Source organism: Streptomyces coelicoflavus, assembly GCF_045041415.1.
Taxonomy (GTDB): domain Bacteria; phylum Actinomycetota; class Actinomycetes; order Streptomycetales; family Streptomycetaceae; genus Streptomyces; species Streptomyces coelicoflavus.
This window is the reverse complement of sequence record NZ_CP108218.1, coordinates 4,534,604-4,551,396: the sequence shown is the minus strand read 5'-3', so window position 1 is coordinate 4,551,396 and position 16,793 is coordinate 4,534,604. Positions and strand designations below refer to the sequence as shown.

The 16,793-nt window shown below is 72.3% G+C and carries 22 protein-coding genes; 7 read left to right on the top strand and 15 right to left on the bottom strand.

What is annotated here, in order from left to right:
• Nucleotides 1–4 precede the first annotated feature (4 nt).
• From OHA99_RS20220 to OHA99_RS20210, 3 genes are all read right to left on the bottom strand, one after another.
• Nucleotides 5–580, bottom strand: a complete 576-nt coding sequence (locus OHA99_RS20220) for an FABP family protein (RefSeq protein ID WP_153179145.1) — start codon at nt 578–580, stop codon at nt 5–7.
• Nucleotides 581–751: 171 nt separating this feature from the next.
• Nucleotides 752–1,045: a DUF397 domain-containing protein gene (locus tag OHA99_RS20215; RefSeq protein ID WP_405697064.1), complete on the bottom strand. Its 294-nt coding sequence runs from the start codon at nt 1,043–1,045 to the stop codon at nt 752–754.
• Nucleotides 1,027–1,869: a helix-turn-helix domain-containing protein gene (locus OHA99_RS20210; RefSeq protein ID WP_405697062.1), complete on the bottom strand. Its 843-nt coding sequence runs from the start codon at nt 1,867–1,869 to the stop codon at nt 1,027–1,029. Before OHA99_RS20210 ends, OHA99_RS20215 begins: the two co-directional genes overlap by 19 nt.
• 172 nt (nt 1,870–2,041) lie before the next feature.
• Here OHA99_RS20210 and OHA99_RS20205 point away from each other — a divergent pair, with 172 nt between their 5' ends.
• Complete coding sequence (locus tag OHA99_RS20205; RefSeq protein WP_366473641.1) at nt 2,042–2,434, top strand: hypothetical protein; 393 nt, start codon at nt 2,042–2,044, stop codon at nt 2,432–2,434.
• Nucleotides 2,431–2,682, top strand: a complete 252-nt coding sequence (locus OHA99_RS20200; protein WP_153179142.1) for a hypothetical protein — start codon at nt 2,431–2,433, stop codon at nt 2,680–2,682. The genes OHA99_RS20205 and OHA99_RS20200 overlap by 4 nt, the downstream gene beginning before the upstream one ends.
• A gap of 37 nt (nt 2,683–2,719) precedes the next feature.
• Here OHA99_RS20200 and OHA99_RS20195 read toward each other — a convergent pair whose 3' ends face one another.
• The 3 genes from OHA99_RS20195 to OHA99_RS20185 are packed head-to-tail and all read right to left on the bottom strand — an operon-like array spanning nt 2,720 to nt 5,180.
• A complete protein-coding gene (locus OHA99_RS20195; RefSeq protein WP_366473642.1) occupies nt 2,720–3,601 on the bottom strand; it encodes a hypothetical protein in 882 nt (293 codons plus the stop codon).
• On the bottom strand, nt 3,598–4,461 hold the full coding sequence (locus OHA99_RS20190) for a hypothetical protein (protein WP_405697059.1): 864 nt from the start codon (nt 4,459–4,461) through the stop codon (nt 3,598–3,600). Before OHA99_RS20190 ends, OHA99_RS20195 begins: the two co-directional genes overlap by 4 nt.
• Nucleotides 4,458–5,180, bottom strand: coding sequence for a hypothetical protein (locus OHA99_RS20185; protein ID WP_164384197.1), 723 nt, complete (start codon nt 5,178–5,180; stop codon nt 4,458–4,460). The genes OHA99_RS20190 and OHA99_RS20185 overlap by 4 nt, the downstream gene beginning before the upstream one ends.
• Before the next feature lie 181 nt (nt 5,181–5,361).
• Between OHA99_RS20185 and OHA99_RS20180 the strand changes: the two genes are divergently transcribed.
• Nucleotides 5,362–5,724 carry a DsrE family protein gene (locus tag OHA99_RS20180; protein ID WP_003974797.1) on the top strand — a complete coding sequence of 121 codons (363 nt, stop codon included), beginning with the start codon at nt 5,362–5,364 and terminating at the stop codon, nt 5,722–5,724.
• 24 nt (nt 5,725–5,748) lie between these two features.
• On the opposite strand, the gene OHA99_RS20175 is transcribed toward OHA99_RS20180, so the two are convergent.
• Entirely contained in the window at nt 5,749–6,513 is a 765-nt protein-coding gene (locus tag OHA99_RS20175; RefSeq protein WP_153179139.1) for a glucose 1-dehydrogenase, read from the bottom strand.
• 79 nt (nt 6,514–6,592) lie between these two features.
• The gene (locus OHA99_RS20170; protein WP_194280300.1) at nt 6,593–7,378 is read right to left on the bottom strand and encodes an SDR family NAD(P)-dependent oxidoreductase; all 786 of its coding nucleotides are present in this window, start codon (nt 7,376–7,378) and stop codon (nt 6,593–6,595) included.
• Between the two features lie 93 nt (nt 7,379–7,471).
• Here OHA99_RS20170 and OHA99_RS20165 point away from each other — a divergent pair, with 93 nt between their 5' ends.
• Nucleotides 7,472–8,161, top strand: a complete 690-nt coding sequence (locus OHA99_RS20165) for a TetR family transcriptional regulator (RefSeq protein WP_165685551.1) — start codon at nt 7,472–7,474, stop codon at nt 8,159–8,161.
• Nucleotides 8,162–8,191: 30 nt separating this feature from the next.
• Here the strand turns inward: OHA99_RS20165 and OHA99_RS20160 are convergent, their stop codons facing one another.
• The 7 genes from OHA99_RS20160 to OHA99_RS20130 form a co-directional block, all read right to left on the bottom strand.
• A complete protein-coding gene (locus OHA99_RS20160; RefSeq protein ID WP_164384194.1) occupies nt 8,192–8,467 on the bottom strand; it encodes a DUF3099 domain-containing protein in 276 nt (91 codons plus the stop codon).
• Between the two features lie 100 nt (nt 8,468–8,567).
• Nucleotides 8,568–8,855 carry a DUF1416 domain-containing protein gene (locus OHA99_RS20155; protein WP_007388823.1) on the bottom strand — a complete coding sequence of 96 codons (288 nt, stop codon included), beginning with the start codon at nt 8,853–8,855 and terminating at the stop codon, nt 8,568–8,570.
• A 55-nt stretch (nt 8,856–8,910) separates the two neighbouring features.
• Nucleotides 8,911–9,756 carry a sulfurtransferase gene (locus OHA99_RS20150; RefSeq protein ID WP_007388824.1) on the bottom strand — a complete coding sequence of 282 codons (846 nt, stop codon included), beginning with the start codon at nt 9,754–9,756 and terminating at the stop codon, nt 8,911–8,913.
• A gap of 446 nt (nt 9,757–10,202) precedes the next feature.
• Entirely contained in the window at nt 10,203–10,940 is a 738-nt protein-coding gene (locus tag OHA99_RS20145) for a DUF2993 domain-containing protein (RefSeq protein ID WP_164384192.1), read from the bottom strand.
• A gap of 160 nt (nt 10,941–11,100) precedes the next feature.
• Nucleotides 11,101–12,336: a hypothetical protein gene (locus tag OHA99_RS20140; RefSeq protein WP_405697055.1), complete on the bottom strand. Its 1,236-nt coding sequence runs from the start codon at nt 12,334–12,336 to the stop codon at nt 11,101–11,103.
• 3 nt (nt 12,337–12,339) lie between these two features.
• Entirely contained in the window at nt 12,340–12,594 is a 255-nt protein-coding gene (locus tag OHA99_RS20135; RefSeq protein WP_007450968.1) for a MoaD/ThiS family protein, read from the bottom strand.
• A gap of 36 nt (nt 12,595–12,630) precedes the next feature.
• On the bottom strand, nt 12,631–13,491 hold the full coding sequence (locus OHA99_RS20130; RefSeq protein WP_207627953.1) for an alpha/beta hydrolase: 861 nt from the start codon (nt 13,489–13,491) through the stop codon (nt 12,631–12,633).
• Nucleotides 13,492–13,720: 229 nt separating this feature from the next.
• On the opposite strand from OHA99_RS20130, the gene glnR reads away from it, so the two are divergent.
• From glnR to OHA99_RS20115, 3 genes are all read left to right on the top strand, one after another.
• On the top strand, nt 13,721–14,515 hold the full coding sequence (gene glnR, locus OHA99_RS20125; protein WP_153179133.1) for a two-component system response regulator GlnR: 795 nt from the start codon (nt 13,721–13,723) through the stop codon (nt 14,513–14,515).
• A 42-nt stretch (nt 14,516–14,557) separates the two neighbouring features.
• Entirely contained in the window at nt 14,558–15,580 is a 1,023-nt protein-coding gene (locus OHA99_RS20120; protein WP_366473646.1) for a LacI family DNA-binding transcriptional regulator, read from the top strand.
• Nucleotides 15,581–15,692: 112 nt separating this feature from the next.
• The gene (locus OHA99_RS20115; RefSeq protein WP_405697051.1) at nt 15,693–16,736 is read left to right on the top strand and encodes a S1C family serine protease; all 1,044 of its coding nucleotides are present in this window, start codon (nt 15,693–15,695) and stop codon (nt 16,734–16,736) included.
• Nucleotides 16,737–16,793: the final 57 nt, after the last annotated feature.

The window sequence follows — 16,793 nt, the reverse complement described above, 5'->3', positions numbered from 1 at the left end:
AGGACTACTTGAAGAATGCGATCCCGTCGTCCGGCATGTCGTCGGGGAGGGCCTTGGCCCAGCGCTCGACGTCCTCCGGGGTGACGACCTTCTTCAGGTGCGCCGACATGTACGGGCGCAGCTCGACCTCGGGGGTCTGCTTCTCGCCGACCCACATCAGGTCGCTCTTGACGTAGCCGTACAGCCGCTTGCCGCCGGTGTAGGGCCGAGCAGCCGCCGTGCGGGCCACCGCGTCCGTGACCAGGTCGATCTGGGGCTTCTGGTTCGCCATCTCGCCGTACCAGATCTCGATGACGCCGTCGTCGCGCGTCATCGTCACCTCGACCTTGCGGTTCGCGTCGATGCGCCAGAAGCCGTGCTCCGACTCCAGCGGGCGGACCTTGTTGCCGTCGTTGTCCAGCACCCAGGTGTGGGACTGGTACTCCAGGAAGTCCCGGCCGTCGTGGGTGAAGGAGACCTCCTGGCCGAAATTGCACTTCTCGGCGCCGGGGAAGTCGTGCACGCCCGCGCCCGCCCAGTTCCCGAGGAGGAAGGCGAGGGGGACGAGGTCCTTGTGCAGGTCGGACGGGATCTCGATCATGAGCGGACTTACTTCCTGGCGTCGGTGATCAGCGCTGGCCCTGGTACAGCTTCTTCACGGTCAGACCGGCGAAGGCGAGAACGCCGACGCAGACCAGGACCAGCAGGGCTTCGAAGAAGATCTCCACGGGGTGCTCCTTGAGCGGGGGGCATAAACAGGGCCGGCCCCAGCTTACGCGGCCCGCCCCGGCTCTTCTCGCCGGACTCCGTCCAGGAACGCGACCCACGCGGGCGCGGCGAAGAGAAGGGCTCCGCGGGCGGGGTCCTTGCTGTCCCGGACGGGGACGAGGGAGGGGAGGTTGGGGGCGACCTCGAGGCAGTTGCCGCCGCTGGTGTTGCTGTAGCTGCTCCTACGCCAGTCGGCGTCGCGGAGGAGATCGTCGGAGACCTCGACGCAGTCGCCGCCGCTCGTGTTGCTGTAGCTGCTCTTACGCCAAGAGACGGCGCTCAGATCGACGACTCGCATGGCGCTTCCTCCAACGTCCGCAGGATGAACTCGCGCGACTCGGCCGGTGGCAGCGCCAAGTCCCGCATCGCATCGTACCTACGTTGCAGCAGCTCAACTGAGGCGTTTTCCTCCACCAGTTCACCGCGCAGGTCGTTCTCGGTATACGCGACGACACGGCCGTTCGGCAGCCGCAGGAATTTCACCGCGGTGTTCATCAGACCGTGCGGACCCGCACGAAACGGCAGTACCTGGAGGGTGATGCCGGGGCGCCCGGCCATCTCCGCCAGGTGGGCCAGCTGCTCCCGCCACGCCTCCACGTCGCGCAGCGACGTGCGCAGCACCGCCTCGGAGAGGATGACGCGAAATGGCGGTGGGGCCTCCCCGTCGAGCAGTTGCCGTCGGCCGAGACGGGCTTCGACCTGCTGCTCCAGCTCAGGCCCCTTGAGCCAGCCCACGGCCAGCGCCTCGCGCGCGTACCCGGCGGTCTGGAGCAGGCCCGGCGGTGCGCTCACCGCGTAGTGCCACAGGCTGATCGCCTCGGCTTCCAGGATCATGTACCGCCGATACTGCTCGCGGAACTGCGTGGGATCGGCCACCGCCAGCTCCCACAGCGTGAGCAGCATGCCGCCCGTGCCGTAGTACTGGTCCAGCGCCTCGACGATCTCCGGGCCGCCCAGGGTGTGGCCGTTCTCCATCTTCCCGAACTGGGACGCGTCCCAGCCCACCACCTCCGCGACGCCCCGCAGGGACACGCCCCGCCCGTTGCGCAGCAGCCGCAGCTCCTCCGCGAACCGTGCCCTCGGCTCCTGACTGCGACCCGTGATCGCCCTCCGCTGCGGCACCGCACCCCTCCCGGCTGTGGAATTTGTGGAATTTGGAGCGCCCGTTGTGGCACTAGCGGCCGTTCCGGGCTTGGCGACCCCCGCCGTGGGTCATGCTCGTAACTGCCCACCACTACGCAGAGTAGGGCAACTGTCGCATTCCGTATAGATGTTGACGTAAGGGAGCGGACCCGTGAGAACAGAACCGGCCACCTACGAGCCCGGCACCGTGCTCTACGACACCGCCGCCGCGAAGGTCGGTGAGTACCGGGGCCGCAGCGGGGCGCGGGTGATGCTCCGCCCGCTCGGCGGCGGGCGGGAGTGGGAGGCGGAGCCGGCGGCGCTGCGCCCGGCGACCGACCGGGAGCGCCTCGGGGCGAGCCTGCGCGCTGCGAACGACCGCACCCTCGCCACGCCCCCGGCCACCGGTGACGGGGACCGGCCGCCCCTGCCGGTCCCCGACTGCGAGGCCTGCACCTGGCTCGCCGACCGGCGGGAGACCGCACGCGCGGCGTTCGACCACAGCGCGGTGTCGGACGCGAACGTCCTGCTGCGCCAGCACCAGCGCAAGGAGCACGAGGGATGACGTACGACGGCGGACTGCCCTACGAGGAGTGCCGGCGGGCGCAGCGGCTCGCGCCGCGGCGGGACCGGGCTCCCCTCTCCCCCGGCTTCGCGATGCCGCCGTTCCATCCGGACCACCCGCCGAGGCCCGTGCCGAAGCAGAGGGCCCGGCACCGGCGGCGCACCCGGCTCGACGGTGCCACCGTCAGCGGGCTGCTGACCGTGCTGTGCGTCGCGACGCTGCTGGTGACGATCACCTTCGCGGTCTGACGCCGAGTGCACGGGCCCCGTGGGTCCGCCCGGCGGATCAGTGCAGCAGTTGGGTCTGGAGGACGACGGTCTGCTGGAAGGGCACCACCCGGGCGCCGCCCTTGCGGCTCTGAAGGACGACGGCCAGCACGTCACCGACGCCGAGGTAGGCCTGGCGCACCTGTTCGTCGCCGTACGGCTCGGGTTCGACGTAGAAGGTGTACCTGACGTCGTCGAACCGGGCCTCGTCCGGAAGCCTCTCGTCGGGGAAGGTCTCGGCGGGCACGGACAGGTCCTCGCCGCGCACACCGAAGGCGGGGTTGAGGGCGGGCGCGATACGGACGGCCTGGAGTTCGTCCACGACGGCCGCGGTGTCGAAGTGCAGCAGGTAGATCCGCGTCCGGGTGCCGTCCGGCGTGGTCCAGCCGCGGGCGGCGATGTGCCGCAGTCCCGTGTCGACCAGCGTTCGCCGCAGGGAGTCCCGGTCCTCCTCCACCCGGTACTCCCGGAGGAAGACGTCGGTGGGCAGCCAGCCGTCCTTTCCGCGCAGCGCCTTGTCCGCCTTCGCGCCCTCGGGAGCAGGCAGGACCAGGTCGCGCAGGTCGGCGTAGTGGGCGCCCGCCGCGTTCTCCTCGGCGAACGGTCCCGGGCTACCGGCCGGCAGCGGTGCGGCGGTGAGCGCGGGGTAGTCCCACCGTCCGTCCGACTCGGTCGCCAGGCCGGGTACGTCCGTGCGCTCCACGCGGGTGACGCCGTACGCCGTCACCGACCCGACGGCCGCGAACACGGCGACGGCCGTGCTCCAGCGCAGCACGGCGCGCAGCACGCGGCGGTCCCGCTTCCCCGGCGCCGGTTCCGGCTCCGCGACCGGGGGCGGGGGCGGCGGGGTGTCCGGCACCGGCGGGAGGGCGGGCGCCGGCGGGGTGGTCTGCTCGGTCATACGGACTCCCCGGGCTCGGCGATGCGGTCGAGCTGTTCGGTCACCAGCTCGGTGAAGCTCTCGGTGTCGAGCGGCCGCACGCTGTCGGCGGTGACGGTGACCAGCACGTCTCCCTCGTAGGCGGCGCAGAAGACCATGTCGAGTTCCTGGTCGGTCTCCGCGGACAGCCGGAAGCACTTGGCGTCCTTGTGGCCCTTGATGCGCGGGCCCTCACGGAAGAGGTCCATCGCCGCGAAGAAGTCGTTCTGCCGCGTGGCCATGTCGCGGACCGCCGACCGGTTCCCCATGCGGGAGAGCACGATGGTCACCGTGGCCGCGCCCGTCTGTCCGTCGTCGGTGAAGTGGCCGCCACCGGCGTAGTTCCGCATCACCATGCCCGTGATGTGCCGACGGTCGATCGCCTTCTCCAGCTCCTTGCGCTCGGAGCGGGGCAGGCCGGTCAGTGACTCCTTGCGCAGGGCGGTGGCCTGGGCGCCGCTCAGCGTGGCGTCCGAGCCGAACTCCCCGAGGTCGGGGCCGCGCGACCAGGCGTCGTTCCGGTACGGCACGAGGGCCTGGGCCAGACCGGCGGCTCCGGCCGGAGCCGGTGCCTGCGCCGCCTTCTTCTCCTGCCCGGCCTTGGGAAGCGCCAGGGTGGGGGCGCCAGGGCTGCGGTCGGCGTCCCGCACGGTCACAACGGTGTACCCGGCGCCCGCGACGGTGACGGCCGCCAGCACGAGCGCGGTGCCGGCCACCGCGAGACGCCGGCCACGCACGGGCCGCGCGTCGACCGCGTCGGGCGCCACGGGCGTATCGGCCTCGCTCGGCCCGGTGGAGTCGCCGGGCCCGGTGAGAACGTCGGTGTGCGGTGTCTCGTTCACAGGCGCTCCATCTGCCGCTCGGCCAGGTCCAGGATCGTCTTCTTGCTGATCCGCTTGTCGCCGTTGACCCAGATCTCCATGGCCACGTCGCCCCGCCGGGCGTGCGCCTCCGCGGTGTACAGCGGCGGCTCTCCCGGTTCGCTGGTGGGCAGCCCGTGGACGTACGCCCGCCCGTCCCCGGTCCCCGGGACGGGCCAGCTGTCGGTGTCCTCCTGCGCCGCCGCCCAGTACTTCGCCCCGGCGACCTTCTCCCCCGCCACCAGAACCTCCTCCTGGCGGAACTGGATCAGCCGGATGCTCACCACGTAGGCGCCTTCGACGTACCAGCCGCCGACGGCCGCCCGGCGGAACTCGTCGTCGAGCAGCGCGTCGAACTGCTCGCCCGGCCGCTGATAGGTCTCCGCGTACGTGGCGAGGTCCATCCAGCCGTCCTCGCCCTCCGACCACCCGAGGTCCTCGGCGTCGCGCGGCTTCTCCAGCAGCAGCTCCCGCAGGTCGCCGTCGGTGCGCACCCTGCGGTCCTGCGCGGCGGGCAGCCGCTGCGGCACCTCGCCCTTGCCGGGCGCGGCCAACGGCCGGGCCAACGACGGCAGCTCCGTCGGCTCCCGGTCGGCCTGCACGAGGTAGCCGGCGCAGACGCCGGCGACCAGCCCGAGTACGGCGGCGGTGCAGACGAGCGCGGTGGTGCGGCCGCGTCGGCGCGGCCGTGGCTCCGGCACCGTCCCGTCGGCCGGGGCCGAGCCCTCCGTTCGCGGTTCCGTTTGCGGTTCCGCCTCCGGTTCCGTTTCCTCTTCCAAGACGTCCCCCCACAGAACGTGCATGATGCATTCGATCAAACGTGCGCACAGGAGACCCACAGCCCGGCACCAGGGTTGTGGCGGCGTTGATTACGATTCGGCCATGGCCAAGAAACTCGTGATCAAGGTGACGGCGGGGGCGGACGCGCCCGAGCGGTGTTCTCAGGCGTTCACGGTCGCGGCGGTGGCCGTGGCCAGTGGGGTCGACGTGTCGCTGTGGCTGACCGGGGAGTCCGCCTGGTTCGCGGTGCCGGGGCGCGCGGCCGAGTTCGAGCTGCCGCACGCCGCACCGCTGCCCGACCTGCTGGACTCGCTGCTGGCGGGCGGCCGGGTGACGCTGTGCACGCAGTGCGCGGCCCGGCGCGACCTCACCGAGAAGGACGTCATCGAGGGCGTACGCATCGCGGGAGCGCAGGTCTTCGTGCAGGAGGCGCTGGCCGACGACACGCAGGCCCTCGTCTACTGAGGGCCGCGCCGGCCGCGCCGGGGCTCACTGGCCCATGACGTACGCCACGGTCGGGCCCGTGGTCCAGCCGCCGTCCACGGCGAGTTCGGCACCGGTGACGTAGGACGCGGCGTCCGACAGCAGGAAGACGACCGCGCCGGCGATCTCACCGGGCTCGCCGACCCGGCCCATGGGCGTGTTGGGGTACTTGCCCTCGCCCCGCTCGATGCCGGTGGCGGCGGTCATCGGGGTGTACGTCATCCCGGGGTGCACGGAGTTCACGCGGATGCGGGCGGTGCCCAGCTCCACGGCGCCGATCTTCGTGAGCCCGCGTACGCCCCACTTGGAGGCGCCGTAGCCGGCCGTGAGGGCGAGGCCCATCAGGCCCGCGGCGGACGAGATGTTGACGATCGATCCGCCGCCGGCCTCCTTCAGCGCGGGGATCACGGTCTTCATGCCGATGAAGACGCCGGTGAGGTTGATGTCGAGCACCTTGCGGAAGTGCTCGACGGACTCCGCCTCCAGCAGGCTGCCGGTCGAGATGCCGGCGTTGTTCACCAGGCCGTGCAGCGCCCCGAACTCGGTGACGGCGAAGTCGGCGACGCGCCGCCAGTCCTCCTCGGAGGTCACGTCGTGGTGCAGGAAGCGGGCGCGGTCGCCGAGCTCGCGGGCGGTGCGCTCGCCGTCGTCGTCCAGGACGTCGGTGATCAGGACGCGGGCTCCGGCGGCGACGGCCTGCCGGGCCGCCTCCGCGCCCAGGCCGCGGGCGCCGCCTGTGACGATCACGTTCTTGCCGGTCAGGTCGTGCATGGTGCGTACCTTCCTTTCTGGGGTCCTGTCTGGGGCCCTGCCTGGGGCCCTGTCCGGGGTGTCCTGGGGGCGAGCGCCCTCAGAAGTGGGTGCCGCCGTCGACGCGGACCTCGGTGCCGGTGACGAAGCGGCCGTCCTCCGAGGCCAGCATCGCGACGACCGACGCCACCGTCTCCGGACCCGCGAACCCCTGGCCGAGCGCCGGGGAGAGCTTGGCGAAGAGGGCCATGTCGGCGTCCTCGGGCAGCCCGGGGCCGGCACTCTGGCCACTGGCCCCGCTGCCGTCCGTCATGCCGGACGAGATGGACCCGGGCTGCACGGCGGTGAAGCGGACGCCCCGGCCCGCGTACTCACTGGCCAGCGCGTGGGTCATGGACTGGACGCCGCCCTTGCTCGCGGCGTAGGCCGCCATGTACGGGTGCGCGAACACGGCCGACGTCGAGCTGAAGTTGACCACCGCCGCGTCCTCGCCCTCCAGGAGCGCCGGGATCGACTCGCGGATCACCAGGAAGGTGCCGACGAGGTTCACCGTCAGGACCCGGGTGAAGTCCGCGAGGCTGGTCTCCGCGGTGTGCGAGGAGCGCAGGATCCCGGCCGCGTTGACCAGGACGTCGAGGCCGCCCAGCGCGTCCGTCGCGGCCTTGACGCCCTCGCGCACCGAGGTCTCGTCGGCGATGTCGACGACGAGCGTGGTGAGCCGGTCCGCGTGGGCCCCCGCCTTCTCCAGGGTGTCCTTCAGGCCCGCCTCGCTGACGTCGGCGGCCACGACGGTGCCGCCCTCCGCGAGCAGACGCAGCACGGTGGCCTGGCCTATGCCCGAGCCGCCGCCGGTGACCAGGGCGCGACGGCCTTCATAACGATGCATGTGGTTCATGAGAGTCACCGTACGACTAAGTGACACGGTTTGCCACTACGTCACGGCATGCCACGAGCGGGTAGCGGGCCGTACTCTTCTGGGGTGAGCACCGAGCCGTCCCCGTCGTCCCCGCCCCCGTCGTCCCCCTCCCCGTCGCTGACCGAGCGCCGCAAGGCCGCCACGCAACTCGACATCGCGCACGCGGCGGCCGAACTCTTCGCCACCCGGGGCCCGGACGCCACGACGGCCGAGGAGATCGCCCAGCGCGCCGGGATCGCGCTGCGCACCTTCTACCGCTACTTCCGCTCCAAGCAGGACGCCGTCGGCCCCCTGCTCACGGACGGCGCCGACCGCTGGCGCGGGCTGCTGGAGAGCACGGCGCCGGGCACGCCGCTCGGCCCGGCACTGCGGGCCGCCGCGGAACAGGCGCTGGCCGTGCCCGACGCCCAGGCCGCCGAGGCACTGCTGCGTACGCGCGGGCTGCTGCGGGCCGCCGGGAACGATCCGGCGCTGCGGGCCGTCTGGTACCGCGTGAACCAGGAGTCGGAGGAGCGGCTCGTCCCGGTGATCGCGAGCCTGGTGGGCCCGGCGGAGGGGGACGCGGACGGGCCCGCGGACGAGGGCGCCGGCCGGCTGGAGGTACGGCTGGTGGCCGCCGCCGCGACCGACGCCGTCCGGATCGCGATGGAGACCTGGGCCGGCACGGAGGCGGGGGCCGAGGGGCCCGGCTCACCGGCCGATCTGGCGGCGCGCTGCCTGGAGCGCCTCCTCGGGGGCCTGGACCGCGCGTAGCCATGAACGCGGGGGCACTCCCCGCGGGGGCTAGGGCCGGTCCTGGCGGCGGGGCGGCTTCTTGCCGTCCAGCTCGTCCCACCACTTGTCGGACTCGGGGTCGCCGGAGGGGTCGTCCCACCAGCGGTCGTCCGGGCCACGCCGGTTGGCGACCATCGCGGCGACCGGCGGGATGAGCATCGTGAACACGCACAGGCCGACGGCCGCCGGGACGGACCAGAGGCGCACGACTCCCCAGGCCAGGACGAAGAGGACGATGCAGGTCCCCATCATGGCGAAGTAGACGTGCCGCCGCCGCGCGTACATACCTCCAGAGTAGGTCCGGACCCCACGTCCGGACACGCCGAAGGGGCCGCACCCCAGGCGTCCAACCCGGTGGGTGCGGCCCCTTCGGCCGTTGCCGCCGTCAGACGGCGATCGCGACCTCCGCCAGACCGCCCTGCTGGGCGACGACCGTGCGGTCGGCGCTGCCGCCCGGGATCAGCGCGCGTACGGTCCAGGTGCCCTCGGCCGCGTAGAAGCGGAACTGGCCCGTCGCGGAGGTCGGGACCTCCGCCGTGAACTCGCCGGTGGCGTCCAGCAGACGGACGTAGCCCGTCACCGGCTCGCCGTCGCGGGTCACCTGACCCTGGATGGTGGTCTCACCGGGCTTGATCGTCGAGGCGTCGGGGCCGCCGGCCTTCGCTCCGCACATGGCGTAACTCCTGAGGTGTGTTGGGAAAGGTCGGCGGGTGCCGTACCCGTGTCGCTTACTTCGCGGCGCCGAGCTCGATCGGCACGCCGACCAGGGAGCCGTACTCGGTCCAGGAGCCGTCGTAGTTCTTGACGTTCTCCACGCCGAGCAGCTCGTGCAGGACGAACCAGGTCAGGGCGGAGCGCTCGCCGATGCGGCAGTAGGCGATGGTGTCCTTCGCCAGGTCGACCTGCTCGTCGGTGTAGAGCTGCTTGAGCTCGTCGTCCGACTTGAAGGTGCCGTCGTCGTTGGCGTTCTTCGACCACGGGATGTTGCGGGCGGACGGGACGTGGCCCGGACGCTGCGACTGCTCCTGCGGGAGGTGGGCCGGGGCGAGCAGCTTGCCGGAGAACTCGTCGGGCGAGCGGACGTCGACCAGGTTCTGCGCACCGATCGCCTTCACGACGTCGTCGCGGAACGCGCGGATCGCGGTGTTCTGCGGCTTGGCCTTGTAGTCGGTGGCGGCGCGCTGGGGCACCTCGTCGCCGGGGACCAGCTCGCGGGCGTCCAGCTCCCACTTCTTGCGGCCGCCGTCGAGGAGCTTGACCGCGTCGTGGCCGTACAGCTTGAAGTACCAGTAGGCGTAGGACGCGAACCAGTTGTTGTTGCCGCCGTAGAGGACCACGGTCTGGTCGTTGGAGATGCCCTTCTTCGACAGGAGCTTCTCGAAGCCCTCCTGGTCGACGAAGTCGCGGCGGACCGGGTCCTGGAGGTCCTGGGTCCAGTCGATCCGGATCGCGTTCTTGATGTGGTTCTTCTCGTAGGCGGACGTGTCCTCGTCCACCTCGACGATCGCGATGGTCGGGTCGTCCAGGTGGTCCTGCAACCAGTCGGCGTCGACCAGGACGTCGCTGCGGCTCATGTTTTCTCCTCCGGGGCAGTTGGCGGCGGGGCGTGCGGTGCGAGGGTGTGCGCACTCGGGCCGGGCGGCGGCGCGGCGCGCGGGGGCCCGGGGCAGGCCGGGCGGGCGGGGGATGAGGGGATACGGACGGCGTCGTCGCCGTCCGCCTCAGAAAGTGCGACAGAGCATGGCGGCGACGCGGCACAGGTCCACTGCCCGCCGCTTCGTGAGGTCCGCCTGTTGCTTCATAGGACCCGATCGTAAGGATTGAGGGCGGGCCGTGTCACCGACGTGTCGCATGATGAGACGAGAACGTCCGAGATATGGGATCGAGAGGCCCGACGCCCCGGTTCGGAGGGCCGCCCGACGCGGCGCGGGTCGGGTCGCTTCTGCGGTACGGACAGCGCCGTCTCGCCTGTCGGACGGCGCGGCCTGCGCGCGGCGGGCCGCCGGCGCCGACCCCCGTCCTACCCGGCCAGCTTGACGTTCGAACCCTTCACCGTGATCTCGACGCCGTCCTTCGCCGCCTCGACCTTGTCCAGCTCGATGCCGCCCGGCAGCTCGTCGATGGTCTGCTGGAAGTCGGTGATGGCCCGGATCCGCGACTCGGCGAGCTGCCTGCCGCCGATCTCCGGCAGGCCGTCGGCGACGACCTCGACGTCGTCGTCCTTGACCTTGACCGAGCTGAGCACCTCGACCGGCTCGGGCACCTCGACACCGAGGACCGTGGCCTGCAACGACACCTTGATCTTGCCGTTGCCGCCGTCGGAGAGGCCGACGACCTTGGCCGAGATGCCGGGCGCGATCTCCGTGGGCTCGGACTTGGTGGCCTTCATCAGCTCGTCGTAGCCGACGGTCGCGGTGCCGGTGGCGGTGGCCGCGGTGGCGGAGCTGTAGTCGCCGGAGAACTCGACGCCCTTCATGTGCGCCCGCAGCTCGGCGATGCGGATCTTCTCGCCGCCGTTGCCGGTGGACGCCTCGTAGTCGTCGATGCCGACCTCCACGTCGTCCAGCGAACCGCCGGCGACCTGGGTGAGGAAGGGGAAGCCGTTGATGGAGACGTCCGGCGTCGAGGCCAGGTTCTCGGTGCTGCGCAGCTTGTCCGCCGCCTCGCCCTCGGCGAAGTTGACGGCAACACGGTCGGCGATCACGAAGAGGCCGCCCAGGATCACGACGACGATCAACAGTATTCGCAGTGCGCGCATGCGGTGCTTCCCCAACCCTGGACGCTCGACGACGGCGGACCCGACGACCGACGACCGGCGGCCGTCCAGCGCGAGCGTAACGCGGGCCCCGGACACCCCCCGGGTTTTGTCGAACACCTGTGACAGGGGGCGCCGACACCTGTGACGGCGCCCCCGGGGCTCAGGCCAGGGCCCGGCCCAGGACGTACACGGCCGGGGCCGCCGCCGCGAGGGGCAGGGCCACGCCCGCCGTGAAGTGGACGAAGCGGGAGGGGTAGTCGTACGCCGCGACCCGCAGGCCGATCAGCGCGCACACCGCCGCGCCCGCGCCCAGCAGCGCCCCCGACGCCCCGAAGTCCGTCATCGAGCCGACCGCGATCCCCGCTCCGGCCGCCGCGAGCAGCGCGACGACCACGGACGCCGGGGTCGGCAGCGGCAGCGCGCGGGCCACGGCGGCCACGGCGACCGCGATCCCGCCGACGGCCACCGCGTCCGCGTCGGCGGCGAGGTACCCGCCCGCGACGACCGCCAGGGCCGCCGCCGCGATGGTCGCCATCAGGCCGTACATCCGCTCGTCCGGGTCGGCGTGCGAGCGCAGTTGCAGGACGAGGGAGAGCAGCACCCACACCCCGAGCGTGCCGAGGATCGCCGCCGGCGAGCGGTCCGACACCAGCAGCGCCGCGTCGGCGGCGAGCGCGCCCAGGAAGCCCAGCGCGATGCCCTGCCGGGCGGGCCACATGCCGTTCAGCCGGAACCAGCCCGCCGCGGTGACCGCCTGGAGGACGACGAGCGGGACGAGCAGGGCGTACGTGCCGAGCGCCGCCGCGCCGGACAGCAGCAGCCCGAGCAGCGCGGTGAGACCGGCCGGCTGCATCCCCGGGTCGATGATCGGCGAACGCCCCTCGGCCCGCGCCCGCTGCGCGTCGGTGATCCGCGTGTTCCCGGCGACGGTGGCCGGTCCGTAGCCCGGATCGGCGGCGGAGGCAGGGGCGGGCGCGGGGGTGGGGTCGGGCGCGGGCGCGGGCGCGGGTGGCGCGTACGGCTCGGGCGAGGGCTGGGCCTGCGGCTGCGGCTGCTGCTGCGCGTACGGCTGTGCCTGGGACTGGTACTGCTGCGGCTGCGGCTGCGGGTGTCCGTACGGCTGTCCGTAGCCCTGCGGCGGGTACGGCTCAGGCTGCGGCTGGGCGTGCGGCGGCAGGTACGCCGTCTCCTCCGCGGAGACCGGCGGCTGCACCTGCGTCTCCCAGGTCTGCCCCTGCCACTGCTGCGTGTACTGGTCGGCGTTCGGGTCCGGCTGCTGCTCCCCGTACCCCTGGTACCCCTGGTACTGCTGGTGCGGCTGCTGCCCGGGCCACGCCTGCGCGTCGTGTCCCTCGTACGGTTGCTGCCCGTACGGCTGATGCGGCTGGTCGGTCATCGCTCACCCTCCTGCGAACGGCGGGAGCACCTCGACCGTGCCGCCCTCGGCCAGCCGTACCGTCTCATGTGCGCGCTTACCCACGGGGTCGCCGTCGACGAGGAACGAGCAGCGCAGCAGCACGCGCGTGAGCTCGCCGGGGTGCCGCTCGCGCACCGCGCCGAGCGCGTCGGCGAGCGTCGCCGCGTCGTACGGCTCCTCGGCCACCCCCGCCGCGGCCTTCGCGGCGGCCCAGTAGCGCACCGTGACCTTTGCCATCTCGTTCCTTCGTCGTCGGCGATGAACAAGCTCAGGCTAGCCCGCCCGCGCCACCGCCCAGTCGCCGATGCGGTGCAGCAGCGCCTCGTCCGAGGCGTTCTCGGCGTGGCCCATGCCGGGCTCCAGCCAGAGTTCGCCGTGGTCACCGGCCGCCTCGGCCAGCATCCGGGGGTGGTCGAGGGGGAAGTAGCCGTCCCGGTCGCCGTGCACGATCAGCAGCGGCGTCGGCGCGATCCGCCCGGCCGCCGCCACCGGCGACAGCGGCACCGGGTCCCAGTCCCGGTGGTGGATACGGGTGCGCAGGCCGTAGCGGCCCACCAGGCGCCCGGCGGGGCGCATGACCAGCCAGTGCAGGCGGCGCATGGGTGCCGTGCCCCGGTAGTACCAGCGGGCCGGGGAGCTGACCGAGACGACGGCGTCCGTGCCCGCCGCGGCGTCATCGGCGTACAGCGCGGCGTGCCGCAGGACCACCGAGCCGCCCATGGAGAAGCCGACGGTCACCACGCGCGCGTGCCCGAAGCCGCGCGCCCACGCGACCGCCGCCGCCAGGTCGAGCACCTCGCGGTCCCCGACGGTGGACCGCCCGCCGGACGCGCCGTGCCCCCGGAAGGAGAACGTGACCACGGCACCGTGCCGCGCGAACGCCGCGGCGATGCGCCGCACGTGCGGCCGGTCCGCGTCGCCCGTGAAGCCGTGCGCGACGACGAAGACCAGGTCAGAGGGGTCGCGGTCGGCCGGGCCCGGCTCGTACACGGCGTCGACGGGGACACCGTCGGCCGTACGGAGGAAGGTGCGCGCGGGTGTGCGGCGCGGCGCTCCCCGGGGTGTCTCGGGATGCGGACGATGTCCTGGACGACGGGTGGAACGCGCCACATGACCCGCCGGTCGGTTGCTCATGTCGGCTATTCTGCTGGGCAGAGGACTCGGGCAACGTAGCCCCCGGGTCCTTTTGTGCTTTCGGGAGCGATGCCGGGCGGTCGTCGGGCGGTCGCCGGGCATTCACCTCCCGGACGCCACACGTACGAAGCAGTGCCGCAAACGTCCTCGCAGGGACCCAGGAGGAACCAGACGTTATGGGCGAGCGAACCGGGCACGACCACGAACCGTCCCAGGCAGGTGGGGCGCGATGAGTTCTCTGCTGCTCCTGACCAACGCCCTCCAGCCGTCGACGGAGGTGCTCCCCGCCCTCGGCCTGCTGCTGCACAACGTACGCGTCGCCCCCGCCGAGGGCCCCGCCCTCGTCGACACCCCGGGCGCCGACGTCATCCTCGTCGACGGCCGCCGCGACCTCCCCCAGATCCGCAGCCTGTGCCAGCTGCTGCGCTCCACGGGCCTCAGCTGCCCTCTGGTGCTCATCGTCACCGAGGGCGGGCTGGCCGCCGTCACCGCCGACTGGGGCATCGACGACGTGCTGCTCGACACCGCCGGCCCGGCGGAGGTCGAGGCGCGGCTGCGGCTGGCCACGGGACGCCAGCAGCTCGGCGGCGACGACTCCCCCATGGAGATCCGCAACGGCGACCTGTCGGTGGACGAGGCGACGTACTCCGCGAAGCTCAAGGGCCGGGTCCTGGACCTGACCTTCAAGGAGTTCGAGCTGCTGAAGTACCTCGCCCAGCACCCCGGCCGCGTGTTCACCCGCGCCCAGCTGCTCCAGGAGGTGTGGGGCTACGACTACTTCGGCGGCACCCGCACGGTCGACGTCCACGTACGGCGGCTTCGCGCCAAGCTCGGCCCCGAGCACGAGTCGCTGATCGGCACCGTCCGCAACGTCGGCTACCGCTTCGTGACACCGGAGAAGCCCGACAAGGGCGAGAAGAACGAGAAGCGCGGGAAGGACGAGAAGAGCGGGAAGGCCGAGGAGCCCGGGAAGGCGGCGGCCGAGAAGGACGGGGCGGCGGGCGCGAGGTCATCCAAGGTGTGATACGCCCTGCCCGGAGCGGGTCCATCCGCGTAGACTCCGCGCGTGGCCAAGGTGACTCGGGATGATGTGGCGCGGCTGGCGGGGACTTCCACCGCCGTCGTCAGCTATGTCATCAACAACGGACCCCGGCCGGTCGCCCCGGCCACGCGCGAGCGTGTCCTCGCCGCGATCAAGGAACTGGGGTACCGCCCGGACCGGGTCGCCCAGGCGATGGCGTCGCGGCGCACGGACCTCATAGGCCTGATCGTGCCGGACGCGCGCCAGCCGTTCTTCGCGGAGATGGCGCACGCGGTCGAGTGGGCCGCCTCCGAGCGCGGGAAGATGGTGCTCGTCGGCAACAGCGACTACGTCGGCGAGCGCGAGGTCCACTACCTGCGCGCCTTCCTCGGCATGCGGGTGTCCGGCCTGATCCTGGTCAGCCACGCGCTGAACGACAACGCCGCCGCCGAGATCGACGCCTGGGACGCCCGGGTGGTCCTGCTGCACGAGCGTCCCGAGGCCATCGACGACGTCGCCGTCGTCACCGACGACCTGGGCGGCGCCCAGCTCGCCGTACGCCACCTGCTGGAGCACGGGTACGAGTACGTCGCCTGTATGGGCGGCACCGCCGAGACCCCGTCCGTGGGCGACCCGGTCTCCGACCACGTCGAGGGCTGGAAGCGCGCGATGAAGGAGGCCGGGCTCCCCACCGAGGGCCGGCTCTTCGAAGCGCCGTACAACCGCTACGACGCGTACCGCGTGGGTCTGGAGCTGCTCTCCGGGCCGCAGCGCCCGCCCGCGATCTTCTGCTCCACCGACGACCAGGCGATCGGCCTGCTGCGCGCGGCCCGCGAGCTGCGCATCGACGTCCCCGGCGAGCTGGCGGTCGCGGGCTTCGACGACATCAAGGAGGCGAACCTCGCCGACCCGCCGCTGACGACGGTCGCCTCGGACCGGTCGGCGATGGCGCGGTCCGCGGTGGACCTGGTCCTCGACGACGGCCTGCGAGTGGCGGGCTCCCGCCGCGAACGGCTGAAGGTGTTCCCCTCGCAGCTGGTCGTACGGCAGTCCTGCGGCTGCCTGTAGCCGCCGAACAGGGGTCGGGGCCGGGCGCCTTTATATCGGGCATACGAGGTTCTGCCGGGCTTCTCAGGCAGCACTCAGGCCGCTCTCATCCACGGGCGGGAAGCTCATGGACATGACCGAGAGCCTCCGCCAGAACGGCGAGTACGAGCACGCGAACCCGTACCAGGGACCCCACCAGCACGCCTCCTCTCCCGTCTCTCCCGTCAACCCGGAGTGGCCGCCCCCGCCGGCGCAGCCGCCCGGGAGCCACCCCACGCAGCCCTTGCCCGAGCCGCCGCACGGCGGGCGACCGGCCCGGCGGCGCGGCCCCGCCGCCCTCCTCGTGGCCGTGGCGATCGTCGCGGCGGCCGTCGGCGGCGGCACGGCGTACGGCATCCAGGAGCTGACCGGCAGCGACACCGTCGCCACCGGCTCCACCAGCACCAACGTGGTGGCCTCCAGCCAGAAGGGCACGGTCTCCGGCGTCGCGAAGGCGGTCAGCCCGAGCATCGTGGAGATCAACGCCACCTCGAACGCCGGCTCCTCCACCGGTTCCGGTGTGATCATCACCGACGACGGGGAGATCATCACCAACAACCACGTCGTCGCCGGTGCCTCCTCCGTCAAGGTGACGACGCACGACGGCAAGCAGTACACCGCCCAGGTCGTCGGCACCGACAGCAAGAAGGACCTCGCACTGATCAAGCTCGAGAACGCCTCCGGCCTGAAGGCCGCCACCCTCGGCGACTCCGACGGCATCGGGGTCGGCGACCAGGTCGTCGCCATCGGCTCCCCCGAGGGCCTGACCGGCACCGTGACCAGCGGCATCGTCTCCGCCCTCGACCGGGACGTGACCGTCTCCACCGACGAGGGGCAGCAGCAACAGCAGCAGCGCGGCGGTCAGTGGCCCTTCGAGTTCGGCGGGCAGCAGTTCAACGGCGACACCGGCTCGTCCACGACCACGTACAAGGCGATCCAGACCGACGCCTCCCTCAACCCGGGCAACTCCGGCGGCGCGCTGATCGACATGAACGGCAACATCATCGGCATCAACTCCGCGATGTACTCGGCGACCGAGTCCTCCGCGAGCGCCGGCAGCGTGGGCCTGGGCTTCGCCATCCCGATCAACACGGTCAAGGCAGACCTGCCCGACCTGCGGGCGGGCGCGAGCAACTGACGAGCAGCCGAGCGGGCGCGAAGACGTGCGACGCTGAAAGCGTTGACCCCCGTACCC